The sequence below is a fragment of the Cupriavidus sp. PET2-C1 genome, from assembly GCF_054515855.1.
The window spans coordinates 225,439-249,470 of record NZ_CM137260.1; the positions used below are offsets into that span (position 1 = coordinate 225,439).

21 protein-coding genes and 1 riboswitch are annotated in these 24,032 nt (G+C 64.6%); of the genes, 14 read left to right on the forward strand and 7 right to left on the reverse strand.

Translation table 11 applies throughout. From position 1 onward, the window contains the following. Window positions 1-146 precede the first annotated feature (146 nt). On the forward strand, window positions 147-1,043 hold the full coding sequence (locus ACX12D_RS21015; RefSeq protein ID WP_459375457.1) for a LysR family transcriptional regulator: 897 nt from the start codon (window positions 147-149) through the stop codon (window positions 1,041-1,043). Between the two features lie 77 nt (window positions 1,044-1,120). Here the strand turns inward: ACX12D_RS21015 and ACX12D_RS21020 are convergent, their stop codons facing one another. The 5 genes from ACX12D_RS21020 to ACX12D_RS21040 form a co-directional block, all read right to left on the reverse strand. Then, complete coding sequence (locus ACX12D_RS21020) at window positions 1,121-2,374, reverse strand: MFS transporter (protein WP_459375458.1); 1,254 nt, start codon at window positions 2,372-2,374, stop codon at window positions 1,121-1,123. 6 nt (window positions 2,375-2,380) lie between these two features. Next, the gene (locus tag ACX12D_RS21025; RefSeq protein WP_459376617.1) at window positions 2,381-2,728 is read right to left on the reverse strand and encodes a DMT family protein; all 348 of its coding nucleotides are present in this window, start codon (window positions 2,726-2,728) and stop codon (window positions 2,381-2,383) included. 83 nt (window positions 2,729-2,811) lie between these two features. Next, the gene (locus ACX12D_RS21030; RefSeq protein WP_459375459.1) at window positions 2,812-3,501 is read right to left on the reverse strand and encodes a hypothetical protein; all 690 of its coding nucleotides are present in this window, start codon (window positions 3,499-3,501) and stop codon (window positions 2,812-2,814) included. Between the two features lie 168 nt (window positions 3,502-3,669). Beyond that, a complete protein-coding gene (locus ACX12D_RS21035; RefSeq protein WP_459375460.1) occupies window positions 3,670-5,019 on the reverse strand; it encodes a sigma-54-dependent transcriptional regulator in 1,350 nt (449 codons plus the stop codon). After that, window positions 5,004-6,146 carry a sensor histidine kinase gene (locus ACX12D_RS21040; protein WP_459375461.1) on the reverse strand — a complete coding sequence of 381 codons (1,143 nt, stop codon included), beginning with the start codon at window positions 6,144-6,146 and terminating at the stop codon, window positions 5,004-5,006. The genes ACX12D_RS21035 and ACX12D_RS21040 overlap by 16 nt, the downstream gene beginning before the upstream one ends. An 849-nt stretch (window positions 6,147-6,995) precedes the next feature. Here ACX12D_RS21040 and ACX12D_RS21045 point away from each other — a divergent pair. From ACX12D_RS21045 to ACX12D_RS21075, 7 genes are all read left to right on the forward strand, one after another. Continuing rightward, window positions 6,996-7,661: a DUF3313 domain-containing protein gene (locus tag ACX12D_RS21045; RefSeq protein ID WP_459375462.1), complete on the forward strand. Its 666-nt coding sequence runs from the start codon at window positions 6,996-6,998 to the stop codon at window positions 7,659-7,661. 257 nt (window positions 7,662-7,918) lie between these two features. After that, on the forward strand, window positions 7,919-8,569 hold the full coding sequence (locus tag ACX12D_RS21050) for a paraquat-inducible protein A (protein ID WP_459376618.1): 651 nt from the start codon (window positions 7,919-7,921) through the stop codon (window positions 8,567-8,569). Then, window positions 8,566-9,219, forward strand: coding sequence for a paraquat-inducible protein A (locus tag ACX12D_RS21055; RefSeq protein ID WP_459375463.1), 654 nt, complete (start codon window positions 8,566-8,568; stop codon window positions 9,217-9,219). Before ACX12D_RS21050 ends, ACX12D_RS21055 begins: the two co-directional genes overlap by 4 nt. Further along, window positions 9,206-10,876, forward strand: coding sequence for a PqiB family protein (locus ACX12D_RS21060; protein ID WP_459375464.1), 1,671 nt, complete (start codon window positions 9,206-9,208; stop codon window positions 10,874-10,876). Before ACX12D_RS21055 ends, ACX12D_RS21060 begins: the two co-directional genes overlap by 14 nt. Beyond that, window positions 10,870-11,469 (forward strand): PqiC family protein, encoded by a 600-nt coding sequence (locus ACX12D_RS21065; protein WP_459375465.1) that lies wholly within the window; start codon window positions 10,870-10,872, stop codon window positions 11,467-11,469. Before ACX12D_RS21060 ends, ACX12D_RS21065 begins: the two co-directional genes overlap by 7 nt. 215 nt (window positions 11,470-11,684) lie before the next feature. Beyond that, a complete protein-coding gene (locus ACX12D_RS21070; RefSeq protein ID WP_459375466.1) occupies window positions 11,685-12,371 on the forward strand; it encodes a hydrolase in 687 nt (228 codons plus the stop codon). 94 nt (window positions 12,372-12,465) lie between these two features. Beyond that, a riboswitch (glycine riboswitch) is annotated at window positions 12,466-12,562 on the forward strand. Window positions 12,563-12,729: 167 nt separating this feature from the next. Beyond that, window positions 12,730-13,998, forward strand: a complete 1,269-nt coding sequence (locus ACX12D_RS21075) for a D-amino acid dehydrogenase (protein ID WP_459375467.1) — start codon at window positions 12,730-12,732, stop codon at window positions 13,996-13,998. A gap of 25 nt (window positions 13,999-14,023) precedes the next feature. Here ACX12D_RS21075 and ACX12D_RS21080 read toward each other — a convergent pair whose 3' ends face one another. Next, window positions 14,024-16,462: a DUF3772 domain-containing protein gene (locus ACX12D_RS21080; RefSeq protein ID WP_459375468.1), complete on the reverse strand. Its 2,439-nt coding sequence runs from the start codon at window positions 16,460-16,462 to the stop codon at window positions 14,024-14,026. Window positions 16,463-16,899: 437 nt separating this feature from the next. Between ACX12D_RS21080 and ACX12D_RS21085 the strand changes: the two genes are divergently transcribed. Both ACX12D_RS21085 and ACX12D_RS21090 read left to right on the forward strand, forming a co-directional pair. Beyond that, the gene (locus ACX12D_RS21085; RefSeq protein ID WP_459375469.1) at window positions 16,900-17,817 is read left to right on the forward strand and encodes a helix-turn-helix domain-containing protein; all 918 of its coding nucleotides are present in this window, start codon (window positions 16,900-16,902) and stop codon (window positions 17,815-17,817) included. Window positions 17,818-17,984: 167 nt separating this feature from the next. Continuing rightward, entirely contained in the window at window positions 17,985-19,577 is a 1,593-nt protein-coding gene (locus tag ACX12D_RS21090) for an MFS transporter (protein WP_459375470.1), read from the forward strand. A 126-nt stretch (window positions 19,578-19,703) separates the two neighbouring features. Here the strand turns inward: ACX12D_RS21090 and ACX12D_RS21095 are convergent, their stop codons facing one another. Beyond that, a complete protein-coding gene (locus tag ACX12D_RS21095) occupies window positions 19,704-20,102 on the reverse strand; it encodes a response regulator transcription factor (RefSeq protein ID WP_459375471.1) in 399 nt (132 codons plus the stop codon). 757 nt (window positions 20,103-20,859) lie between these two features. Between ACX12D_RS21095 and ACX12D_RS21100 the strand changes: the two genes are divergently transcribed. From ACX12D_RS21100 to ACX12D_RS21115, 4 genes are all read left to right on the forward strand, one after another. After that, window positions 20,860-21,486 carry a response regulator transcription factor gene (locus ACX12D_RS21100; RefSeq protein ID WP_459376473.1) on the forward strand — a complete coding sequence of 209 codons (627 nt, stop codon included), beginning with the start codon at window positions 20,860-20,862 and terminating at the stop codon, window positions 21,484-21,486. 124 nt (window positions 21,487-21,610) lie between these two features. Next, window positions 21,611-22,768, forward strand: a complete 1,158-nt coding sequence (locus ACX12D_RS21105; RefSeq protein ID WP_459375472.1) for an acyl-CoA dehydrogenase family protein — start codon at window positions 21,611-21,613, stop codon at window positions 22,766-22,768. Between the two features lie 93 nt (window positions 22,769-22,861). Then, the gene (locus ACX12D_RS21110; protein ID WP_459375473.1) at window positions 22,862-23,101 is read left to right on the forward strand and encodes a DUF2789 domain-containing protein; all 240 of its coding nucleotides are present in this window, start codon (window positions 22,862-22,864) and stop codon (window positions 23,099-23,101) included. Window positions 23,102-23,300: 199 nt separating this feature from the next. Then, a complete protein-coding gene (locus ACX12D_RS21115; protein WP_459375474.1) occupies window positions 23,301-23,942 on the forward strand; it encodes a hypothetical protein in 642 nt (213 codons plus the stop codon). The last annotated feature ends 90 nt before the right edge of the window (window positions 23,943-24,032 follow it).

Here is a 24,032-nt window from a genome sequence, read left to right on the forward strand (position 1 = left end):
CCGAAAGCTGCCGCGGTATTCTCTTCCGCTGTTCCGCCAGGTGTGTCCGTGCTCGAAGTGTCGCCGTCCGATGCAGCAAAGGCCAATGATTTCTAATGAAGTGAGATATAATTTCCGCAAATATGCGCCCCCTATCGGACCTTCAGATGCTTCGGGCTTTCGCGGCGGTTGCGCGAAGCGGAAGTGTGTCGCGAGCCGCAGAGCAGATGCACCTGTCTCAGCCTGCTGTCAGCCTTCAGCTCAAGGCGATGGCAGAGCAGACTGGCCTTCGTCTATTTGCGCGCAAGGCGCACGGTCTGGAGCTGACCCTTGACGGTTTGGCGCTGCTGCCCCAGGTAGAGCGTGTTCTCTCGAGCCTGGCTGAGCTGAATCAAGCGACGCAACGGCTCAACAATTCTCTACGCGGGTCCCTGCGCATCGGCACCATCCTGGATCCGGAGTTCATCCGGCTCGGTAGCTTTCTCCGTCATTTTGCTGAAGCAGCGCCACATGTGGCCGTGGAGCTCAGGCATGGAATAAGCGGGTCGGTACTTGATCAAGTCGAACGCGGCGACCTGGATGTGGGATTCCACTTGACCAGCCCGAGTGAGGTCCAAGGAACGGCTAGCTGTAGCCATGTCTGGCAGCAGCCCTTGTTGCAGTTTTCCTATCTCGTCGTAGGACCGCGTAACTGGGCAGCCAAGATACATGGCCAGGACTGGCGCGGACTAGCTGGCCTTCCGTGGCTGAAGACGCCGCCACAATCAGTCCATCATCGCTTGCTCGCCTCGGTCTTCGGCCCGGGCTCCATGACCGGCGTAGAGCCTGCGCGGGTCGCCATGGTCGATCAGGAGGCGTCCATGATTGACTTGGTCAAGTCCGGTATCGGGTTGTCACTCATGCGTGACTCGATTGCCATGCGTGAACAACAGGCGCACGGACTAGTCGTTGCCGATCAAGCGAAACTCGACTGTGTACTCACATTCATTTGCTTGCACAGTCGCCGTGAGGATTCTGTCGTTGAGGCTTCGCGAAGCGCTCTTGCACGTGCTTGGTCGTTGTAGCTTGCCGTGCCTCAACCTGATCCACGTCCAGCTTGATCGTTTCGGAGCTGGAAGCCATCGTCCAATCGGACACGTGCTCAGTGCACGATCCCGAGACCATTTCGGCACAGCCGCGATGACATGCTGAAGCGGTAAACGACGAGTCCAATGGCAGCGATGATGCTCAGAGCGACAAAAGCAGCGCTATAGCCAAAATGATGCGCGACCCAACCCGCGAGCGCGGGACTCATTGCTGCGCCCACCCCCTGGATCGTCATCACGGCGCCAAGGCCTGCATTGACGTGCCCAGTGCATTGCAGGATACGAGCCACGAGTCCTGGCAACGCGACGCCCAGCAGGCCTGCCCCGATCCCATCGAGGACTTGCACTGGAATCAGTGCCCAGGGTGATTCCCAGCCTGCGGCAATCAGGCCGCGCAGCGGCAGAGCCAGCATAGCGGCCATGATCAGCGACCAATATCCGTGGCGGTTGGCATACCGCCCAGCCAATAGCGCCACGGGAATCATGACCAGTTGGGCCACGACGATGGTCGTTGCCGTAAAGACGCTCGGGTCGGCCAGTCCGCGAGCGACGGCCGCTTGCGCGAACAAAGGCAGCATCGCAGCATTGCCCAAGTGGAACAACAGCATCGTCACTGCAAGCAGGCGCAAGTCGCGCGAATCCAGCAGGGCCCGTAGCGAAGAGGGGGGCGGAACGTGGTCTCGCGCAGAGGAGATTGGACCGGACTCACCGCCGCGGGCCAGTTCGTGGTCGATATCCTGCGGTCGAATCTTCCCCAGGCAGGCGAGTGCCGCGCACGCCATCAGCACCATCAGCACGAGCACGGCCCAGAGCCCCCAGCGGTAGCCTGCGAGCCCGGCCACTGCTGCCGCGGCCACATTACCGGCATGGTTCCAGGCCTCGTTGATGCCCAACTGCCGGGGCATATCTTTCTGGCCGACGATGCCCAGGGTCATGCCCATGACGGCGGTACCCATCAACGCACCAGCGACGGCCGTGACGATTTGCGAACCGACAGCAATGCCGAACGAAGGCACCGTCCACAACACCATCGTGGCGAGAATGAGCACGATGGTGCTGGCCGCCAGAAGCAGTCGCTTGTGGCGTGACGCATCGATCCATGCACCCATCGGCGTGGTCGCCAGCATGCCTGCAATGCCGCCCGCAGCCATGACGTAGCCGATGTCATCGGCTCGCCAGCCGTGGCCGGCCAGAAGCACGCCGAGAAAAGGCCCCAGTCCGTCACGGACGTCGGCCAGGAAGAAGTTCAGGCCAGAAAGCCACCTCCGCGAGCTGGCGCGCGTCGAGGGCATGAAAAGCGTTGCCATCATCGTTTCCTAGTGCAATGGGCCTTTGAAAACGAAGAAGGCACCCAGGCAGATGAAGCCAAAGCCCAGCAGATGGTTGAGTGTGAGCCGCTCGCCGAGATAGACCACGGAAAAGACGGCAAAGACAACCAGCGTAATGACCTCTTGCATCGTCTTGAGTTCTGCAGCGCTGTAGATGGCGTGACCGATCCTGTTGGCGGGCACCGCGAAGCAGTACTCGGCCAGGGCGATCAGCCAACTCACCAGCACCACCAGGTAAAGCGGGCGGTCTCCGAATTTGAGGTGGCCATACCAGGCCACCGTCATGAAGGCGTTGGACACGAGAAGCAGGACGACGGGTAAGACCTTAGGAGGCATCGGGGGATTCCAATCAATGGGAACGCTGCGCTTGGCCGAGGCGGGCATCTGCCGCACCGGCCAGGCGCATGGGGGGCTTGTTTTTACGGCGCGCGGTCGTAGAGCGGCTGCAGGGCGGACAGGGTGGTGCCCATGCTGACGGCTTCCAAAGCGGTACCAAACGCATTGCGCGTGCCCAGTCCGGATGCCGCGAACGGCGCACCCGTCTGCACGGAAAGACGCAGGCTCTCAGGCGGGAAGCGAACGATGCTGCCATCGCTCAGGATGACGCCGTTGGCCTCGCCGCGTGGGCCGGTGAGCACGGTCTCCACGCGGCCTTCCACCTGCTGGGGCTGCAAACGCTGGGCGCGCAGGTGTGGCGGAAGGACTCGACCTTCGCCGACCGGCGGCGGCTGGTCGTACACGGTGCGCCCGCTGCCGGCGTGGACGATGGCGTCGGCCCTGATTGTGCCCCGCGCTTCCGTTCGTCCGATGATGCGGACGGTGTCACCCACTTTGACGGTGGCTGTGAGCGCATCGGCCATGTGCGGCGGGAATTTGACGATGGTTCCGTCGCTCAGGCGCAGTCCGTCAACCTCACCGTAGGGATTGGTGAGCATCCGCTGGACCTGGCCTTCCACCGCGTACTGGCCCATCAGGCCGCGGGCGTCCAGCCGCTCATGCGGTGCCGGGGGCAGATCGGGTGCCGGGCCGGGCGGCATGGCATGGAGGCTCAGGCTGCACAAGCCGAATGCGAACGCAGCAGAAGACGTGGCGATGAAATGCGTAGACATGGCGAAGCTCCTTGGGTTGGGGAAATACACCCAACCTGTGGCGCAAGCACCATGCCCAAGTGGCGCTTCAATGAAATCAACGACTTGTGCGCAGCGGACGTCGCGGACTGTCCGCTCCAGTGACGCCAGGGTGTCGCGGAATCGGACACCGGCTTGCGTGCGACGGGTTCAGTCCAGGTCGAACTCGGCCAGCTTGCGATAGAGCTGCTGGCGAGACAGGCCGAGACGCCGCGCCGCCTCCGCGCGGTTGCCGGCCGTCGCCGCCAGGGCGCGCACGATCATTTCGCGTTCCACGCGGGCGACGGCCACCTCCATCGGGCCGTCCCAGTCAATGTCCAGACCCGGGGCAGGCGCAGCCGCCGCCTGCAATCCGATGTGTTCGACATCGATGACGGGGCCGTGGCTGAGGATGGCCGCGCGTTCCATGGCATTGCGCAGTTCGCGCACGTTGCCGGGCCAGGGATGGGCCAGCAGCAGTCGAGCCGCCGCCGCGCTCAGTCGCTTGGGCGAGTCGCCGCCGAGCAGGCGCAGAAAGTGTTCGGCCAGCAGCAGCACGTCGCCAAGTCGTTCACGCAGTGGTGGCAGCCACAGCGGCACCACCTGCAGGCGGTACCACAGGTCCTCCCGGAAGCGGCCCTCCTGGACCGCGGCGGGCAGGTCCCGGTGTGTGGCCGCGACGATTCGCACATCCACGGGCAGGACGCGGTTGGCGCCGACGGGGGTGATCTCGCGCTCCTGCAGCACCCGCAGGATCTTCGCCTGCGTGGACAACGGCATGTCGCCTATCTCGTCGAGGAACAGGGTGCCGCCATCGGCCTCGCGGAAGCGGCCAATGCGTTCATTGACGGCACCGGTGAATGCCCCTTTGACATGGCCGAACAGCTCGCTTTCCATCAGTTCGGCCGGGATCGCGGCGCAGTTCACCGCGACGAAGGGGCCGGCGGCTCTACCGCTGTTGCGATGCAAGGCGCACGCCACCAATTCCTTGCCCGTCCCTGTCTCGCCAAGGATCAAGACGGTGGCATCGGTGTTCGCGGCCAGCCCGATGCGCTTGAAGACCTGGCGCATGGCCTCGCTGCTGCTGACCAGTTCGGTGCCATCCACGGGCTCTCTTGCGCCAGGCGATGCCCCGGCAGCCTGATGCTGGTCTGGGGTGTGGGCTTCTTGGCGCAAGGCCCGCTCGAGCGTTTCGACCAGGGCGGCCCTGGCCACGGGCTTGGTCAGATGGTCGAACGCGCCAAGGCGCATCGCCTCGATGGTGTTGCTGCCACTCGCATAGGCGGTGAGCATGATGCAGGGCACCTGCGAGACGCGCGCCGCACGGCGTAGGAACGCCAGGCCATCTTCTCCCGGCAGCCGCAGGTCGACGATGGCCGCATCCACGTCCTCGGTGCGCAGCCTGTGCAGGCCCGCATCGGTGGCTTCGGCCTGCAGCACCGCATGACCCAGGTCCTGCAGCACTTCTGCAAGGCTGTCGCGGAACGCGGCGTCATCGTCGACGATCAGGATTCGGGCCATGGCAGCTCCATCTCTATGTGCGCTCCCTTGGCCGACTCGGCGAGACCGACCCGTCCGCCGTGGCCCTGCACGATCTCGCGCACGAGCGCCAGTCCCAGGCCAGTGCCTCCCGCGCGGGTGGTGGCGAAAGGCTCGAATAGCGTATCGCGCAAGTCAGCCGGAATGCCGGCGCCATCATCCGCCACCCACAACAGCAATGCGCCACGGTGCGTGCGGCGCGCACCGAGCTCGATCTCGCCGAGTGCCTCCGTGTGCGCCACCGCATTGAGCAGCAGGTTGTCAAAGACCCGCGCCATCTGTGCCGGGTCGAACAGCGCAAGCCCCTTTGTGTCGGCGCTCAGCCCCGGTTCAACCGCCAGTGTGATTCTTATGCCATGCTTTTGCGCGGCGTCGGCATGGGCGTTGCGCCGCTCCTCCAGCCAGCCCGGCAGGTCGACCGGTTGGCGCTGCGCGCGGAACGGTTGCGTCAACGCCAGCAGGCTCGACACCAGCGTCTCCAGGCGCGCCGTTTGCGATAGCACGGCCTCCAGCGCGCTAGCCACACGGGCTTCGCGCAGGTCGGCCGGCGCAGCCATCGCGTTTTCCACCTTCATGCGCATCGTTCCCAAAGGGTTGCGGATCTCGTGCGCGAGCCCGGCGGAAACGCGCCCCAGCGTGGCCAGGCGTTCGGACTGGGCCAGTTGGCTTCGCAGATGGGCTGACTGGCGCTGCCAACGCGAAATCATCCAGCCCAGCCATGCGCCGGACACCACGACCAGCGCCAGCAGCAGGCTCACCGCGAGGATCAAGGTGTTGACCGTTTCCGCAGCCAATAGCGGCACGCGCATCAGGGTCCATGCGATCAGGCGCCGGTCATCGGTCTCCACCGGGCAGGCAGCGAAAGCCACGGCTTCGCGCAGACCCGGCCGAACGTCTGTCACCAGGCTTGCGGAATCCTGCGCGCGCTGGGCAGTGGAAGCAATGCGCTCCAACTCGGCACTCGGTGGATCGCGCTTGATTCCCGTGCCGTCGTAGGTCGGGAAGGCGTAGGCCACCACACCCGCATCCGCGCGCCAGAAGCCGCCCTCCATGCCCGGCTGGTCGCGCAGCGCCAGGTCGAGCACCGCCTGTGCCGCTGCCGGGGCCATGGATTGGGGCCGATCGTCCGCGGACGCGAGTTGCCGGGGGAAACGTGCCGCACCCGCTTGCAGCGCTTGGCAACTGGTCGAGGTGAGTCGGCGCGCATGCGCAATCTGAGGGCCAGCGCCTTGGCGGCTGAGTATCAGCAGCAGCCAGCCCAGCACAAGCGCAACCGCGGCAATAGAAAACCACAGGAGCAGCAAATCGCGTCGAACGGATGGTTGCAGCGACAGGTCAAGTTTCCTTTGATGTGAGGCACCGATTGGTCAATCGGTGAGCGTTCTGATGACAACCATCACCTTGCCAGAAGGACATTGCCGTGCAAGGAAACGGTTGGTTGGCCGGCCGTTTCATGACCAAGCGGCTGCACAGCGCTGCGCCTGCTTGTCGAGGTACTCAACAAGTGCCGCGCTTGCACGACCATCGCAAGGACTTCGTCAAGCGCGGCGCCATTTTAAACGATCAATCCATCTCAAGTGCGTTGTTGCGGACCTAACCTGGTTAGGGAAGGTCGCCGGCCTCCCTCCCTGGCTTGTCTTCGGTCACCCGTTGGCTCCAAAAAACAAACCGACTGTATTGTTTGCAAATTGATTGCGAGACGCTATACTGCGTCGCAAGGCAGCTCTCGCTACGTCACCGTCCTGCTCTTCCGTGGATCACGCTAAACACCGGCGCTTTCTGGCGCTGTGGATGCGTGCGCCTGTCTGCAGCGGGGAGGGGGCTGCTTCACAGTCCAGGAAACAGAACCAGAGTCGACCATCGCTTGGATTCACAAGCATGGCGCATCCACTAAATGGCCTCTGACCGCCATTCCATAGCGAACGTGGTCCGTCGGCAAATCAATGAAGGGATTTCAAATGCTCGCCTCCAATACAACGAACCGACTCCTGCTGATCGCACTGTTTGCCGTGGTCATGGCCGGTTGCGCGAGCACAAAGCCCGTGGCCTATTCCGGCATTTCATCGTCAACCGTGCTGACAACCAACGCCAAGGAGGAAGCCGAGCGCATGCCGTATAGCTATGCGACGGCGGTGGACTGGCGGAAATACACCTCAGTCATCGTTGACCCGGTTGAGATCTACAAAGGCCGCGACCATCAGTTCGACGATCTGTCGGCTGACGATAAAACCGCGCTCGCGAGCTACATGCAATCGCAATTTGCCGAGAAACTGAAAACGCGCTTCGCGATCGTGAACAGCCCGGCCCGGGACACCTTGCGCCTGAAGCTGACATTGACCGGCGCGAGTGCCACCACACCTGTCCTCGGGCCGTTGTTGCGCTTCGACATTGCTGGCGGGCTCTACAACGGGGTGCAGGCAATCCGGGGGCGAGAGGGCGCGATGACGGGCTATGTCATCTATGCCGTCGAGATCTTCGATGCGCAGAGCAATCGGCTTCTCAAGGCGTACATCACCAAGCAATACCCGAATGCCATGAACGTTGTCGCCAATTTCGGCGCATTGACTGCGTCCAAGACCGGCATCGACAAAGGCGCGGACGCGCTCGTGGAACAACTCCGGTGACCACGTCGCCGCCACGCGTCACGCTTGCCGGCTGGCTTTAAGCTGGGCAGCAAGCGGTATCCGCCGGAGCTGAGTCATGGACCTCAGGAGTTGTGCCGCCATTGTCGTCGCATGGGTGGTGCTCTGCATTGGCTGCGGCTGGATAGCTGGCCAGATGGCGCAGTGGCTGGCGATGCCGTGATCCGCGTAGTTGAGGACAACACATGCCGCATCTCTTTGCGATGCGCGAGTCTGCCTTGCGCCTGCGAGCTACTGTCATGCCCCCGTTCACAAAGCAAGACGTGTCGGCTCGCCCAGCGAGCCTCGCGCACCTGGTCGCCTGCAAATACTGTGACGCTGTCCATCAGCGAGCTGGTCTCGCCGAGGGCGAACGCGCACTGTGCCGGCGTTGCGGCGGCATGTTGTATCGCCAGAGTCAGCGCGCCTATCACCGCCAGCTGCCGCTTGTGGTGACCGCACTGGTTCTTTTCATTCTCTCGGGTGCCTGTCCCATCGTTGAGATGGATCTCAAGGGCGTGCGCTCGCAGACCTCGCTGTGGGGCGCGATACAGGCCCTCTCGACCGGCCAGATGGTGCCGGTGGCGATCCTGGTGTTCGCGACCACCATCCTGTTTCCTTTGGCCGAGATGCTGATGCTGCTCTACCTGCTGGCCCCGATGGCCCGGCGCCGGGTGCCGCCGGGATTCGGTCGTCTCGTCCGCGCCATCCAGCAGGCCAGGCCGTGGGGCATGCTCGAAGTCTTCATGATCGGCGTGCTGGTCACGCTGGCGAAGCTCTCGAGCATTGCCCAGGTGCTGCCGGGCGTTGCGCTGTGGTCGCTCGCTGCGCTGATGATCGTGCTCGCCGTGATGCTCTGCTTTGACCCGCGCGACCTCTGGCGGTACCCGGGGGAGCAAACGCCACGATGACAATCACGACCGCCACGACCGCCACGACCGCCACGACCGCGGCCTCGCTGGGCCTGCTGTCCTGCCACGCCTGCGCCGCGCTCAGCCCGCGCGATCTGGCGGGCGAACCCTGCCCGCGCTGCGGCGCCATCTTGCATCATCGCAAGCCGCAGAGCCTGACCCGCGCCTGGGCCTTCCTGCTGGCGGCCTACATGCTCTATATCCCTGCCAACCTGCTGCCGGTGATGGTGACGCAATCCATCTTCGGCACGCAGCGCGACACCATCTTCTCCGGCGTCATCTATCTGTGGATGTCGGGCGCCAGGCTGCTCGCCATCATCGTACTGATCGCGAGCATCGTCGTGCCGCTCTTGAAGCTGGCAATCCTAACCCTGTTGCTGATCTCCGTGCAATTGGGCTCAGGCTGGCGCATCCACCAGCAGACCCGCCTCTATGGCCTGCTTGAGCTGATTGGACGCTGGTCGATGCTCGACATCTTCGTGGTCGCGCTATTGGCTTCGCTGGTACGGGCCGGGGCGCTGGCGACCATTGTTCCGGGCGGCGGGGCGATTGCCTTCGGCGCCGTGGTAGTGCTCACGATGATGGCTTCACTTAGTTTCGACCCACGCCTGCTGTGGGATTCGCTGGATGCAAGTCATGTCCGACCCTGAGGCATCCGTGCCGCTTCTGCCTTCTTCCACCTTGCCGCCGCCACCACAGCCGCCGATGCCCGGGCCGGAGCGCCGGCAGCGGGGGCGCTGGATACCCTCGCTCGTCTGGCTGGTCCCCATTGCCGCTGCCGTGATCTCGCTGTCGTTGCTGATCCACACCTTGGCCGAGCGCGGCCCAACGGTCACGGTGAGCTTCCGCACGGCCGATGGACTCATCCCCGGCAAGACCCCGGTGCGCTATAAGGCCGTGGATATCGGCCTCGTCAAGTCACTGCGGCTGGCGCCGGACCGCTCGCATGTCGTCGCGACTATCGAGCTGACCAGCGACGCCGAGAGTTTCTCGAGCCAGGACACCCGCTTCTGGGTGGTGCGCCCGAGGATCGCCGGCTCTGGCATCTCGGGCCTGGAGACGCTGGTGTCCGGCTCCTATATCGGCGTGGACGCCGGCAGGTCCGCGGTGCGCGGACGCGCCTTCACCGGGCTGGAAGCACCGCCTGTTGTCACCACCGATGCCTCCGGCACGCAGTTCGTGCTGCGCGCCGCGGACCTTGGCTCGCTCGATATCGGCTCTCCGGTCTACTACCGGCGTGTGCAGGTCGGGCAGGTGGTGGCCTATCGGCTCAATCCCGATGGCCGGGACCTGTCCGTCCGGGTGTTCATCAACAAGCCCTATGACCAGATGGTCACCGTGGATACGCGCTTCTGGCACGCCAGCGGCGTCGATATCAAGCTCGACTCGGGTGGGTTCAAGCTCAACACGCAGTCGCTTGCCACGATGTTGCTCGGTGGCGTTGCCTTCCAGGCGCCGGACGATGCCAAGGCTGCCGCGGTGGCAGGAGAAAACACCCAGTTCATGCTTGCCAGCGACCAGGCCAACGCCTTCAAGGCCGCCGACGAGCTTGCGCCCACGCTGGCCGTGCTCTACTTCGACCAGTCCGTGCGCGGCCTGTCTCCCGGCGCTCCGGTTGATTTTCGCGGCATCGCGGTGGGCCAGGTTCGATCCATCGGGATCGAATACCAGCGCGACAAGAAGGCCTTCCGCATGCCCGTCATCGTGGAGCTATATCCTTCCCGCATTGGCTTATCCGCGCGCGACCTCGCGGATAAGCCCCACGCCAGGGGCATCGCCGATGTGCTGAACAAGCGCGGCCTCCGGGCGCAGCTGCGCACCGGCAACCTGCTGACGGGCCAGGTCTTTGTGGCGTTTGATTTCTTCGCTAACGCGCCACCGGTCAAGCTCAGCCTGGACACCCCCGTGCCCGAGCTCCCCACCATACCCGGGGCATTCGACGAACTGCAGACCAAGTTGGGAGACATCGTCTCCAAGCTGGACAAGGTGCCGTTTGAGCAGATCGGCCAGGACCTCCGGACCACGATGGCGTCACTGGACAAGATGCTGAGCAACGCCGACAAGCTGGTGACCCAGGTCAATGGCGACGTGATGCCGCAAGTCGCCACCGTGCTGCGGGACGCGCACCAGACACTGCAGGCGGCCAATGGCGCGCTCGACGCAAACGCGCCGATGCAGCAAGACGCGCGCCGCATGCTGCAGGAGTTGACGCGCACCGCCATCTCGCTGCGCACCTTGACCGATTATCTGGAAGGGCACCCGGAAGCCGTGGTGCGCGGCAAGACGGGGCAGGAGGCACCATGGTGAGGCGCTTCAATCCGCCGCGGCTGGCCGCGGGCGCGGTGATCGCCTTTGCCGCTGCTGCGCTGGCCGGCTGTGCTTCGCCGCAGGCGCGGTACTACACGTTGTCGCTGCCGGCGGCCACGCCAGCGCCCAGCCAGGCCGCGGCGCCTGTGTGGATCGAAGTGGTGCCCGTTCGCGTGCCGGAGCGCGTCAACCGGGTCAATCTTGTCCTGAGCGACGGCAATGGCAGGCTCAGGCTATTGGCGCAGGATCGCTGGTCGGCATCGCTGCCGGATGAGTTTCGCGACGCGCTGTCCCAGCGATTGCAGGCCAGCCTGGGCGCGGTCGATGCCTACCAGCATGGCAGGTCCGGCGCGGAGCCGCTTTACCGCGTCAGCGCGGAAGTGGTGCAGATCGATGCCCAGATCGACGAACGCGTCAGCGCCATCGTCAACTGGACCGTGCGCCGATTGCCCGATGGCAAGGTGACGGTGGGCCACACACGGGCGGAGTTGGCCGCGCCGGGTGGCGTGGATGGCGTTGTCGCTGGCTATCAGCAGGTCGTGGTCAACGCCGCTGCCGATATCGCGGCGGCTGTGCGCTCGCTACGGCTGTGAGTCTCGCGCGGCGTGGCGTCTGTGGCGCATCGCCTGGTGCCTCAAAATATAGATCAATAAAATTGAACAACTTATCCGACGGATTCATCACATCGACGGCCGGCTCTGCCATAAAGTTCAACCCATGGACGGATCGACGCCAACGACGACGTTCTAAATAATTCAACCATGTAGCCAAGTTGCCAAATAGCCAAGTAGCCAAGGAGAGAGAAATCATGACCAACGCCAAGCTCGAAGTCCTGACCCCGCAAAACAGCCAGCTGATCTTCATCGACCACCAGCCGCAGATGGCCTTCGGCGTGCAGTCGATGGACCGCCAGGCGATGAAAAACAACGCCGTCGGGCTGGCCAAGGCGGCCAGGATCTTCAATATCCCCACCACCATCACCACGGTGGAGAGCGAGTCTTTCTCCGGCTACACCTACCCCGAACTGCTTGACGTATTCCCCGGCCAGCAGACGCTGGAACGCACCTCGATGAACTCGTGGGACGACCAGAAGGTGCGCGACGCGCTGGCCGCCAACGGCCGCAAGAAGATCATCGTGGCCGGCCTGTGGACCGAGGTCTGCAACACCACCTTCGCGCTGTCCGCGATGCACGACAGCGACTACGAGATCTATATGGTGGCCGACGCCTCCGGCGGCACCAGCAAGGAAGCGCACGACTACGCCATGCAGCGCATGGTGCAGGCCGGCGTGGTGCCGGTGACCTGGCAGCAGGTGCTGCTCGAATGGCAGCGCGACTGGGCCCATCGCGACACCTATGACGCCGTGATGAAGCTGGTCAAGGAACACTCGGGCGCCTACGGCATGGGCGTGGACTATGCCTACACCATGGTGCACAAGGCCGCGCAGCGCACCGCCACGCCGCACGAGTCCCTCGCGCCGGTGCCGGCCCGCTGAAATTCGTGGCCTGAACCCGCAGGGAACTTCCCCAGGCAGTCAGACTAGTGCTAAAGTTCCGAGCCATGCCACCTGGTATTACCCGGCGGCATGCAAAGTGATATCGGGAGAGACTGCCTGGCCAAGCGCCGGGCAGCGCCGAAGGAGCAACCGCCCCGGAAACTCTCAGGCAAAAGGACCGGTATCACGTTTGAACTCTGAAGAACCCCGGCGCTCGTCAGCCGGCGGTACCGAAGGAGCAAGCGATCCCCGCCACCCCAAAGTGGCGTATCGTGAATCTCTCAGGTCAAGGACAGAGGGGGCGTCTTTTGCGCATGCCGCGCAAGAGGCTCCCATCCGACGTCCTGGAACCATAGAGATGAAAACAATTGCCGTTATCGGTGGTGGCATCACCGGCGTGACCACTGCCTACGCGCTCGCCAAACGCGGTTTCTCGGTCACCCTGCTCGAAAAGCACCGCTATGCCGCCATGGAAACCTCGTTCGCCAACGGCGGCCAGCTTTCCGCTTCCAACGCCGAAGTCTGGACACACTGGTCCACCATCCTCAAGGGCATCAAGTGGATGCTCAAGAGCGATGCGCCGCTGCTGGTCAACCCGCGCCCGAGCTGGCACAAGCTGTCCTGGTTCGCCGAGTTCATCGCCGCCATTCCCCATTACCGCAAGAACACCATCGAGACCACGCGCCTGGCGATTGCCGCGCGCGACCACCTGTTCTCCTGGGCGGCGGCCGAAGGCATCGATTTCGACCTGAAGAAGGAAGGCATCCTCCATATCTATCGCGACAAGGCGGGTTTCGAGCATGCCGGCAGGGTGTCCAAGCTGCTGGCCGAGGGCGGGCTGGAGCGCCACGCTGTCACGCCGGAAGAAATGCGCGCCATCGAGCCGACCCTGGCCGGGCAGTACTACGGCGGCTATTTCACCCAGAGCGACTCCACTGGCGACATCCACAAGTTCACCAGCGGCATGGCCGCGGCCATCGACCGCCTGGGCGTGCGTTGCCTGTACAACCAGGATGTCCAGTCGGTCAGCACCGATGGCCGGCAGGTCACCATCGTCAGCAGCGACGGCCAGCAGGCCGAATCGCGCATGTTCGACGGCGTGGTCGTCTGTGCCGGCACGGCCAGCCGGGCGCTGGCGGCCAGCCTTGGCGACCGCGTCAACATCTATCCGGTCAAGGGCTATTCGATCACCGTCAACCTGAACGACGCGCAAAGCCAGGCGGCCGCGCCCATCGTGAGCCTGCTCGACGACGAAACCAAGCTGGTCACCAGCCGCCTGGGCGTTGACCGCTTCCGCGTGGCGGGCACGGCGGAGTTCAACGGCTACAACCGCGACATCCGCGCCGACCGCATCCGCCCGCTGGTGGATTGGGTCAACCAGTGCTTCCCCGGCGTCAGCACGCGCAGCGTGGTGCCCTGGGCCGGCCTGCGGCCGATGATGCCTACCATGCTGCCGCGCGTGGGCCGGGGCCGTGCGCCCTGCGTGTTCTACAACACCGGCCACGGTCACCTGGGATGGACGCTGTCGGCGGTCACCGCGGACATGATCGGCGATGTGGTGCAGCAAGCCATGGGCGCCAGGCGTGCGCATGGCGTGCAGGACTCGGTGGCGCTGGTGACTCCGTAACGGGCCGCGTAAGGGGCCGGACGCGTTACGCGCCAAGCGCGGCCATATTCTCCACCCGCAACGTCTGCGGGACCGACAGCGAGATATCGGCCGCGCGCAGCCGCTTCAGTATCTCGAACAGCAGGTCGCTCTTGGTCGCGGTGGCGATCCGCGGGCTGCCGACGTAGCCCGTCACGCTAAGCGTGATTCCGTTCGGCGCCAGCTGGCTGAACGTGACGGATGGCGCGGGCTTGTCGAGGATCGCCTCATTTTCCCGATAGGAGTCGAGCAGCAGTTCGCGCACCTGTTCGGGATCGATGTTCAACGGGAAGGTGAGCAGCAGCGTCGCGACGCCTTGCGTGCTGTTGCTCATCGTTACATTGCGCAGGTTCTGCGAGATCAGCTGCGAGTTGGGCACGATCACGGTCGAGCGGTCGCCCAGCAGGATCTCCGTCGCGCGCACGTTGATGCGCTTGATGTCGCCCTCCACGCCGCCGATGCTTACCATGTCGCCGACCTTCACCGGGCGCTCGGTCAGCAGGATGAGCCCCGACACGAAGTTCTTGACGATCTCCTGCAGGCCGAAGCCAATGCCCACGGACAGCGCGCTGACGATCCAGGCCAGGTTTTCCCATCTGACGCCCAGCAGCGACAGCGTCAGCAATACGATCAGCACATAGCCGATGTTGCTGAACAACGTGATGAGCGATGCGCGCAGGCCCGCCTCCATGCCGAGCTTCGGCAAGAGTTCAGCGTCCAGCCAGCGCCGCACCGAGCGCAGCAGGTAGGTGCCGACCGAGAGCGCGATGACCGCGTTCAGGATGCGGTCGGGCATGATGTTGAGGCTGCGCAGCCGCTCGCCGCCGAGCATCGTCAGCAGGCTGTTGAGCAGGTCGCTCGGCGTGGTGCCGAAGCCGCCGGTCAGCAGCGCGATGACAGCCACCAGGAGCAGCAGGCTGGTGCCGATCCCCGACAGCACCGTTGACGCCTGCGCGAGATGGCTGTCCCCGAGTCCGAACAACTGCTTGATGACCTTGCCGCTTGGATGGTGCGCGCTGAACACGCTTTCGCAGACGTCGCGGGTCAGTTGCGTCAACAGGTACAAGCTGCACAGGACGATGTCGATCCAGACAAGCTCGTAGGTCAGGAAGCGCGCGAACGTGATGTAGCCGATCAGCAGCGCCATCAGCGAGGCGACGACCGTCATCGTGACGCTAGCGTGGATCAGGCCGGCAAAGGTGGAGCGCGCTTCAGGACGCTCGCCCGCCGCGGCGAGCTTCGTGCGCACGCGGTTGGCGCGCAGCAGCGCTGCGCCGATGGTCAGCACCACCACAAGCGACACCAGGCCGCGGCCTAGCAAGGTCACCTGCAAGCTTGTGTCCGCGGTCCGGTTGAGTTGCTCGAGTGTGCCGGCGATCAGCAGCAGGCCCGCGAGGACACTAGGGAAAGGCCGCATCGCCAGCGCGACCTTGTCGGCTAGCGCGGGCACGCGCCATGAGGGATGGCGCGTGCACAGCAATGCCCGTCCCAGGCCCGCGATCAGCGCGCTTGTCAGCGTCAGCTTGCCGAGTTCGCTGATCAGGTCTTGCACCTGAGCTGGCAGTTCGTAGTGCGGGGCGAAAGCAAAACACAGAACCTGTACCGCGATGGCGGTCGCCGCAACCGTCGCGAGTGCCGTTGCAAGCGCGAGTGCGCTGCGCCGCAGCCGGCTCTCGGGCAAGCGCGTCAGGCAGAACCATGCCAGCGCCCGCTCGATCAGCCGTCGGCCGATGGTCCAGACGCTGATCGCAAGCAGCAGAAGCAGGGCGGTGATGGCTTGCCGCCCCGGCTGCCAGGCCAGGTCCCACAACGGGGTGACTTGTCCTTTGAACGCGTTCAGCCGCTGCTGGTCCTCCGGGCTTGGCGCGAACAACGGCTCCCAGAATGCCATGCTGAGAATGCTGGGCGAGCGCAGCGCGAGCTGGTTCTTCAAGCGGCTGCGCTGCAGCTTGGCGATCTGCTCGGTCAGGTTGGTGACATTGCCTTTGACCTCGGCCGCTTGCTTCAGTCCGCTGTCCAGTTGGGCCTTGCGCGCGTTCAAGTCCGCCCGCTGCTGTGCGACGGCAGCGGCCTCCGGCGTGGTGCCGGCGGCGGGTGGCGGCCCGAGCACGTCGAGCTGTGCCTGCAACTGCGCACGCTGGGGCGTGAGCGCGGCGCTCAGCTTGTCGACGTCGCTTGCCAACTGGTGGATGGCGTCATCCAGCCCTTCGAGCTGCGTGCCGCTGGTGGGCGACGACGCCAGTTGCTTGATGCGGTCCTGCTCGGTCTGGAGCCGTTTCAGCTCGGCAACGGCATCCGCGTGCGATGGGGGCTTGGTGGCGGGCGCATCCGCGTTCGAGGTGGTGTCGACGGCGGCTGCGGCGGCTGCGGCCGGGAATGCGTTGGGGGTCAGGTGCAATAGCGCAACCAGCACAAGGCTCAGCACGAACCTGGGGAGTTTGCTCATAGAAAGGGAAAGATCCTTGCTGATCGGCTTGCCGGGCCGGCAATCGCGCAGGTTCGCGTGGATTGCCATGGCTCGTCAGACGGTCGATGACCGGGGGGCGACGATCAGGATGTTGGACGACCGCGCGGCGATCGAGATGGGAGTCGATCGGAGCGCCAGGGAGGCGATCTTGCCGGCATGTGCTCAATAGTCCGTCGGACTACTGGCGATGCCGCGTGATTGGCACGTCGCTTGATACGGGAGAATGGCTTGAACGAGTGTGAATTATACAGAAGGCATCGCGCGCCCTTCGTTTTCAGCTGGCAACAGGCGCTTGCGTCACTCGACCTGTATCATCCAAAGTTCCACGCGAGCTGCAACCAAGCTCTGCTATTCTGGTTGGCCGCTGCTGCCGCGGCGTGGGTTTTCATGGTGGTGGTTTATTCTTGTGTGAAATCATGTCCGTCAACGCCAATGCCGCAATCCCGCTCCCATCCCACGGATCGCTTGACGCATTCGGGTGCGCCGCGGAAAAGCTCTCCAAGGATCAGAATCTCGCCGGCAGCGAGATCCGGTTTTTCCGCAAAAGCTCGCCCGGCGAGAAGGCGAGCCAGGTTATCACTTCGGCATCGAATCGTGGCTTTCTGGTGGGGGTTTCGCTGTGCACGGGACATCGCCGCCGGGTGTTTCATGAGCGCCGCGCGAGCACCCACGAATTTGAAAAAAACTCCATCTATATCCGGAATTTCTTCGAAGACTATAAAGCCGATTTTTATGGTTATTTCGATTTCATCCTGCTGGAGATTTCCCGCACCTTTATCGAGCGCACCAGCGCGGAACTAGGCCGCTCGCGCATCCTGGGGCTGCGCAGCGCGGCGGGAGAGCAAGACCAGGTACTGGCGCATCTCGCCCAGGCGGCGGCGCCGGCACTGAGCCACCCCGAGATGGCCAGCAAGCTCTTCGTCGATCAACTGGGCTTCACGATCGGGACCTATCTCGTCGAGCACTATGGGCATGGATCCGTCGCCACGCCCAAGACGAACCGGTTGCTGTCGCAACGCAGCGTGGCGATGGCCAAGGAAATGCTGATCGCCAAGATCGATGGCGATCTGTCCATTGCGGACGTCGCCGACGCCTGCAACCTGTCGCGTAGCCATTTCACCCGTGCCTTCCGGGATACGACCGGCCAGACTCCCTATCAGTGGCTGGCGGCCCAGCGCCTGGAGCGCGCCCGCGGGCTCCTGCGCGAAACAGGACTCTCCCTGGCGGAAGTGGCCATGGCTTGTGGCTTCTCCGATCAAAGCCATTTCACCCGCGTGTTCTCGCAATCGGTCGGCGTCTCTCCCGGCAACTGGCGCCGCAGGGTTCACGCCTGAAGCGCTGGGCGCAAGGCCACTGCCTCGGCGCCGATGCTAGCCGGCGCCGAGGCACCACGCAACTGTCCCTTGGTATGGGTAGACGGCGCTCGCTGTGCTCCACACAATGCGGCTGTGCCACTGTTGGCATTGCCGCCGGCAGTGCCTGGGCAACTTGCGACCAAGCCATGAATGACTCTCAAGCCGCTGCTGCCGGCTCGCCGTGGAGCCCGCTGCGGCACAGCACTTTCCGGATGTTGTGGATCGCCACGGTGGCGTCCAATGTGGGCACCTGGATGAACGACGTGGGTGCCAGCTGGCTGATGACGTCGCTCGATCCCGATCCCCTGATGGTCGCCCTGGTGCAGGCGGCGGGCAGCCTGCCGATGTTCCTGTTCGCCCTGCCGTCCGGGGTGCTGGCCGATATCGTCGACCGGCGCAAGTACCTGATCTTCGCGCAGCTTTGGACGCTGGCCGTGGCGGCCACGCTGGGTGTGCTTGCGCTCACCGGCCTGGTCAACGCGCATGTGCTGCTGATCGCCGCATTTTTGCTGAGCACCGGCGCGGCGATGAGCTCGCCACCGTTCCAGGCCATCGTGCCGGATCTGGTCGACAAGGCGGACTTGCCGCCGGCCATTGCGCTGAACTCCCTGGGGATCAATATCAGCCGTGCGATCGGCCCTGCGCTGGGCGGCCTGATCCTGTCGTTCTCCGGGCCCGCGGTGGTCTTCCTGCTCAACGCGTTGTCGGTGCTGGGCGTGACGCTGGTGCTGTACCGGTGGAAGGCCGAGCCCGCCCGGCGGAACCTGCCGCCCGAGCATTTCGTTTCGGCGGTGCGTGCCGGCCTGCGCTACGTGGAGGCCGCGCCGCTGCTGCGGGTCGTGCTGGTCAGGGCGCTCGCATTCTTTCTTTTCGGCAGTGCCGGCTGGGCGCTGCTCCCGCTGGTGGCCCGGCGGGAACTGGGCCTCGGCCCGGGCGGATATGGCTTGCTGCTGGCCAGCATCGGCCTGGGCGCCGTCGGTGGCGCCCTTGTGCTCCCCAAGCTGCGCGGCCGGGTCTCCGCCGATCGCATGGTGGTGCTGGCTAGCCTGCTGTTCGCGTTGAGCTTGCTCGCGCTGGCCTATGTGCGGCATTTCTGGCTGCTGGCGGCGGCACTGCTGTTTGCCGGGCTGGCGTGGATCGCGGTACTGTCCACGCTCAATGTGGCCGCTCAGCGCAGCGCCGCGGGCTGGGTCAAGGCACGCGCGCTGGCGGTCTACCTGACCGTGTTCTTCGGCGCCATGACCGCGGGGAGCGCGCTATGGGGCAAGACTGCCGCGCTGCTGGGCATTCCTGTTGCCCTGATGCTGGCGGCAGCGGGGCTGGCCCTTGCGTGCGCCACTGCGCTGCGGTGGCGCCTGGGCATCTCGCCGGACCTGGACCTGGCGCCTTCCGGTTTTCTGCACCCGGGCGAGCTGGACGTAGCCCACGACCGTGGGCCGGTGATGATCTGCGTGGAATACGAGGTCGCGCGCGAGGATACGGCAGCGTTTGCCAAGGCCGTGCAGGAGATGCGCCGGATTCGCCGTCGCAGCGGTGCGCTGTCCTGGGGTGCCTACGAAGACCTGGCCGCGCCCGGACGCTTCATCGAGACCTTCGTGGTGGAGTCGTGGCTGGAGCATCTGCGCCAGCACGAGCGTCACACCATGAACGACAAACTGATCCAGACGCGTGTGCATCGCTTTCACCGCGGTGCCGCGCCGCCCGTCGTGCGCCACCTGGCCGCACCCGACGGCAGCTGACCACACCCGCGCCGGATCAGGGCGGGTGGCGTCCCGGCGCGGCGGCAAAGACACCGCCCGGGCCCAGGGCAAGCCGCTCTTGGCGCATGCCGAGCGCCAGGGGCATCGCGCTTTCGGACATCGTCTTCAGTCTCCTGGCCGCGGCAAGGAAGCGGCGCTTCGCGCCAGCACATTCCCGATGCAACGGATGATGTCGGTTTCCATGAACGGTTTGCTGAGAAAGCAGACAGCGCCGATCGCCTCGGCGCGTTGCCGGCAGTGGTCCTCGGGGAAGGCCGTCATGAAGATCACCGGCGTGGACAACCCGCGCGCGCGGAGGTGTTCGCAAAGCGCGAAGCCGTTCATCGCCGGCATCTGCACGTCGGCGATCAGGCAGGAAATGGATTCGATGGTGTTTGACTGAAGCAGATCGTTCCCGCTCGCATAAAGCTCGACGCTCATGTTGAAGGAGCGGAGCAGGCTTCCCAGGGCTTGTCGGACAGCAGCATCGTCGTCGACGATGGCGATCACCGGGTTAGCGATCACACGGTGTTCCTCCTTTTGTCATGAGCGGTGAAGCGGTGACGAAGCGGTCGGAGGCCCCCATCGCTTGCTTTGAGGATAGCGCGCTGTCACGCTCAGTGGAATCATACGGTGGTATTGTCGGCATCGGTCAGGGGTTCCCCCCGGGCGCGCAGGGGAGAGCGGTCAGACCGCGCCGTCCCCGACGTGCTATCAGGCCAGGCTGGTGTGGCCGGGGGTAACACCAAAGTATGAGGTGGCGACCCTCGCTGGAAAACGCCGGGCTGTATGCCGAGTTGCTGCGCCAGAACCAGGAATGCCAGCGGGTACAAGCCGAACTGGCGCATGTCTCCCGGGTTGCCACGCTTGGCGAGCTGGCGGCATCGATTGCGCACGAGGTCAATCAGCCGCTGACCGGTATCGTCGCGCGGCCTTCTCCTTTACCCTGCCAGTGCCGTAACCACAGCCGCGACCGTAGGCAGGGCGGCGCCGGCCGGCCACGCCCGTGGCGATTACGCCCCTTGCTGCCATCCTCTTGGGTGATGATTCATTCATATGGAATATTGGCGCGCATGAATACGCCACAGTAGACAAAAGCCGGCACAAATCGACAATACGCCGGCAAGTCAAAAGCATAGTGTGCCTGCGGGGCAGCCACACAGCGACACAGCCCCGCACAGCCCGACACAACGATTGACGTTGTCCGCGTTCTTGCTGGCGCCTTTGAAGCTGACTGGAGAAACTGACCGTGACATCTCAAAGCCTGGAGCCTGTCGAGACAATGACTTGCGACGAAGCATTGGTGCTGGTCGTCGACGACGATGCGCTGCTGCGCGGTGCGCTGGGCAACCTGTTTCGCTCGGTCGGCATGCGTGCCGCGCTGTTCGGCTCGGCTGCGGAATTGCTTGAATACCGGTTGCCGGAAGCACCTTGCTGCCTGGTGCTCGACGTCAGGCTACGCGGCCAGAGTGGACTGGACCTGCAGGCGCGCCTGCGGCAATTGGGCATCTGTGTCCCGATCATCTTCATGACGGGCTATGGCGATATTGCCATGACCGTGGCAGCGATGAAGGCTGGCGCGGAAGACTTCATGGCCAAGCCGTTTCGCGATCAGGACCTGCTCGATGCGGTATCGGCAGCGATCGAAAAGGACCGCCGGCGACGCGAGGGAATGCGCAGGGCCCAGGGGCTTCGCAGCAGCTTCGAGACGCTGACGCCGCGGGAGTCGGAGGTGATGGCTCTGGCCGCATCCGGGCTGATGAACAAGCAGATTGCCGGCCGCATCGGCATCAGCGAGGTGACGGTAAAGATCCACCGCGGGCAGGCCATGCGCAAGATGAAAGCACGCACGTTTGCCGATCTCGTGCTGATGGCCCAGCAACTTGGCGTCTGCCAAGTCGAATGCTAGCCGTGCAGGGATAGCCACGCCTGCATCGCAACACGCCTCGCGCCGGGACACCTGCCTCGCCTACAATTTCTTCTGCATGGCCGCAATGGCCCAATCAGAAGACGAAGCAAGGCGAGGCAAGATAATGGACTTCAGTTTGACTTCCGTTCAACAGGATCTGCAGGCACGCACCCGCCAGTTCATCGCGGACCACGTCATGCCGATGGAGCGTGATCCCCGGCAAACGCCGCATGGCCCAACCGAGGACTTGCGCGCGGACCTGGTGGAAAAGGCAAGGGCGGCGGGCTTGCTGACACCCCACGCCAGCATGGAGGCCGGAGGCCTCGGGCTGTCGCACCGGGACAAGGCTATTGTCTTTGAAGAGGCGGGCTACTCGCCGCTGGGCCCGGTGGCGATGAACATCCACGCGCCGGACGAAGGCAACATCCACCTGATGGAGCTGGTCGCCACGCCGGAGCAGAAGGCCCGCTGGCTGCAGCCCCTGATCCTTGGGCACACGCGCTCGTGCTTTTGCATGACCGAACCGGCGCCAGGCGCGGGGGCCGATCCGTCGATGCTGCAAACCACGGCGGTGCGCGATGGGGATCATTTCGTGATCACGGGCAGGAAGTGGTTTATCACGGGCGCCACCGGCGCCACCTTTGCCATCATCATGGCGCGGATGGAAGACGGCACCGCCACCATGTTCCTCGCGGACATGAACCAGGCCGGTGTCGAGATCGAGCGGCAGATGGATGCGCTCGATACGTGCTTCACGGGTGGGCATGCCGTGGTGCGTTTCGATGGCCTGCGCGTCCCCGAGCGCGACGTGCTCGGCAAGCTTGGCGAAGGTTTCCGCTACGCGCAGCTGCGCCTGGCCCCGGCGCGGCTGACGCACTGCATGCGCTGGCTCGGGGCGGCCCGGCGCGCGCATGACATTGCGGTCGACTATGCGCGGCAACGCCTTGCGTTTGGCCGGACCCTGGTGGAGCATGAGGGCGTGGGATTCATGCTGGCCGACAACGAAATGGATATGCACACCGCGCGCCTGGCCATTTGGCACTGCGCCTGGGTGCTGGACCGGGGCGAGAAGGGGCGCGATGAGTCCAGCCTGGCCAAGGTGTACTGCTCGGAGGCGTTGTGGCGGGTGGTGGATCGTTCCGTGCAGGTGCTTGGCGGCAGCGGGGTGACGGACGAAACCATTGTCGCGCGCATCTTCCGCGACATGCGCGCCTTCCGGATCTACGATGGTCCCTCGGAGGTGCATCGCTGGAGCATGGCCAAGCGGATAGCGCGGGGCTGAGCCGCGTTCAGCGTGCAAGGTCGAACAGTAATGCACCGATGCATTGATGCACTGATGCATTGATGCGTCTTCACCGTAGGAGGTACGCTCGCCATGGACAATTCCTTCCACCATTTTTCCGAGTTGTTTGCGCAGCTCGGCCTGCCTGCCGACGATCGGGCGATCCGTGAATTCCTGGCCGCGCATTCGCCCCTGGCCCCCGATGTCGCACTTGCGGACGCCGCTTTCTGGACCCCCGCGCAGGCCGCGTTGCTGCGGGAGGAAATCCTGGAAGATGCTGACTGGGCGGAGGTGGTTGACCAGCTGAATGCCGCGCTGCGGGTGCCCGGTTAGTGCCCGGGTAGTGCCCCGGCGGGATTCGACTCTGCTCCGCTCCAAATAGCGTACTTCTGCTCCTGTTCTGCATTGCTGCGGTGCGGCAACATCCCCTGGACGCGCGTCATTGCCGACGCCAGGGGAAACCGCCGCAGCCATGAAGTACCAGTTATTTGTATTGGCCGGATGTCCGGCCTGCACCGCGCTTGAACTGTGCATGCGAGACGCCGGTCTCGCCTATGACCGCATCGTGCTGGCGTCGCCGCGCCATGCTGCCGATGTGCTGGTTCTGCTTTCCGAATCCGATCCGCGTTGTCCGGCCTTGAGCATGGGCGAGCAAAGCGCAAGCGGCCTCGCGGCTTGCCTTGCGCTTCTCAGCCAGGGGCATCCCGAATGCGCCTCGCTGGCACCGCTAGCATTTACCGCCGCAGGCAAGGAACTGGTGGATGGCGTGCTTAGCGGCCGCGTGCTGACGGCCAGGAATGAGCGGGCGTTCTTGCTCGCGCTCGGTGCGTTGCGTGCTGCCGTCCAGGCATGGGGCAGTGCGATGCCGGCGGCGCTGCGCCGCATCGGCCTGTTCGTGCCTTACCTGGACCTGAGAATCGCGGATGGCCTGTCTGGCGGGAAGTTCAGGCTTGCTGGTGCGCTTGGCGTTGACGAAAGCGCGCTGGCCTCCATGGCCAATCGCTTGCCAGCCGGGTTTGAGGACGCCTATCTGGACCGCCTTAGAAGGGGCCGGAGCTGGGTCTATTGGGAAGGGGGCGCCAGCATGCTTGGCGACCGCACCACGCGGTTTCAGAATATCCGCCACTGGCCCGCGGCCAGGCGCACGGCGCCCGCCGGCAGCCTGCTTATCTAGCCCTTCTATCTAGTCATTCGCAAGCACGCCGCCTGACGGCGGCGCGTGGCCGGCCCCCGGAGAGGGGGGCGGCCACGCCATGGTGCCCAT

Excerpts from the sequence above, each read along its gene's own strand:
- ACX12D_RS21075 (WP_459375467.1), top strand. The coding sequence starts at position 12,730 with ATGAAAACAATTGCCGTTATCGGTGGTGGCATCACCGGCGTGACCACT.
- ACX12D_RS21050 (WP_459376618.1), top strand. The coding sequence starts at position 7,919 with ATGCCCCCGTTCACAAAGCAAGACGTGTCGGCTCGCCCAGCGAGCCTC.
- ACX12D_RS21115 (WP_459375474.1), top strand. The coding sequence starts at position 23,301 with ATGCGAGACGCCGGTCTCGCCTATGACCGCATCGTGCTGGCGTCGCCG.
- ACX12D_RS21045 (WP_459375462.1), top strand. The coding sequence starts at position 6,996 with ATGCTCGCCTCCAATACAACGAACCGACTCCTGCTGATCGCACTGTTT.
- ACX12D_RS21030 (WP_459375459.1), bottom strand. The coding sequence starts at position 3,501 with ATGTCTACGCATTTCATCGCCACGTCTTCTGCTGCGTTCGCATTCGGC.
- ACX12D_RS21035 (WP_459375460.1), bottom strand. The coding sequence starts at position 5,019 with ATGGCCCGAATCCTGATCGTCGACGATGACGCCGCGTTCCGCGACAGC.
- ACX12D_RS21015 (WP_459375457.1), top strand. The coding sequence starts at position 147 with ATGCTTCGGGCTTTCGCGGCGGTTGCGCGAAGCGGAAGTGTGTCGCGA.
- ACX12D_RS21055 (WP_459375463.1), top strand. The coding sequence starts at position 8,566 with ATGACAATCACGACCGCCACGACCGCCACGACCGCCACGACCGCGGCC.
- ACX12D_RS21105 (WP_459375472.1), top strand. The coding sequence starts at position 21,611 with ATGGACTTCAGTTTGACTTCCGTTCAACAGGATCTGCAGGCACGCACC.
- ACX12D_RS21100 (WP_459376473.1), top strand. The coding sequence starts at position 20,860 with ATGACTTGCGACGAAGCATTGGTGCTGGTCGTCGACGACGATGCGCTG.
- ACX12D_RS21110 (WP_459375473.1), top strand. The coding sequence starts at position 22,862 with ATGGACAATTCCTTCCACCATTTTTCCGAGTTGTTTGCGCAGCTCGGC.
- ACX12D_RS21060 (WP_459375464.1), top strand. The coding sequence starts at position 9,206 with ATGTCCGACCCTGAGGCATCCGTGCCGCTTCTGCCTTCTTCCACCTTG.
- ACX12D_RS21090 (WP_459375470.1), top strand. The coding sequence starts at position 17,985 with ATGAATGACTCTCAAGCCGCTGCTGCCGGCTCGCCGTGGAGCCCGCTG.
- ACX12D_RS21025 (WP_459376617.1), bottom strand. The coding sequence starts at position 2,728 with ATGCCTCCTAAGGTCTTACCCGTCGTCCTGCTTCTCGTGTCCAACGCC.
- ACX12D_RS21020 (WP_459375458.1), bottom strand. The coding sequence starts at position 2,374 with ATGATGGCAACGCTTTTCATGCCCTCGACGCGCGCCAGCTCGCGGAGG.
- ACX12D_RS21080 (WP_459375468.1), bottom strand. The coding sequence starts at position 16,462 with ATGAGCAAACTCCCCAGGTTCGTGCTGAGCCTTGTGCTGGTTGCGCTA.
- ACX12D_RS21065 (WP_459375465.1), top strand. The coding sequence starts at position 10,870 with ATGGTGAGGCGCTTCAATCCGCCGCGGCTGGCCGCGGGCGCGGTGATC.
- ACX12D_RS21070 (WP_459375466.1), top strand. The coding sequence starts at position 11,685 with ATGACCAACGCCAAGCTCGAAGTCCTGACCCCGCAAAACAGCCAGCTG.
- ACX12D_RS21085 (WP_459375469.1), top strand. The coding sequence starts at position 16,900 with ATGTCCGTCAACGCCAATGCCGCAATCCCGCTCCCATCCCACGGATCG.
- ACX12D_RS21040 (WP_459375461.1), bottom strand. The coding sequence starts at position 6,146 with ATGGCCCCGGCAGCGGCACAGGCGGTGCTCGACCTGGCGCTGCGCGAC.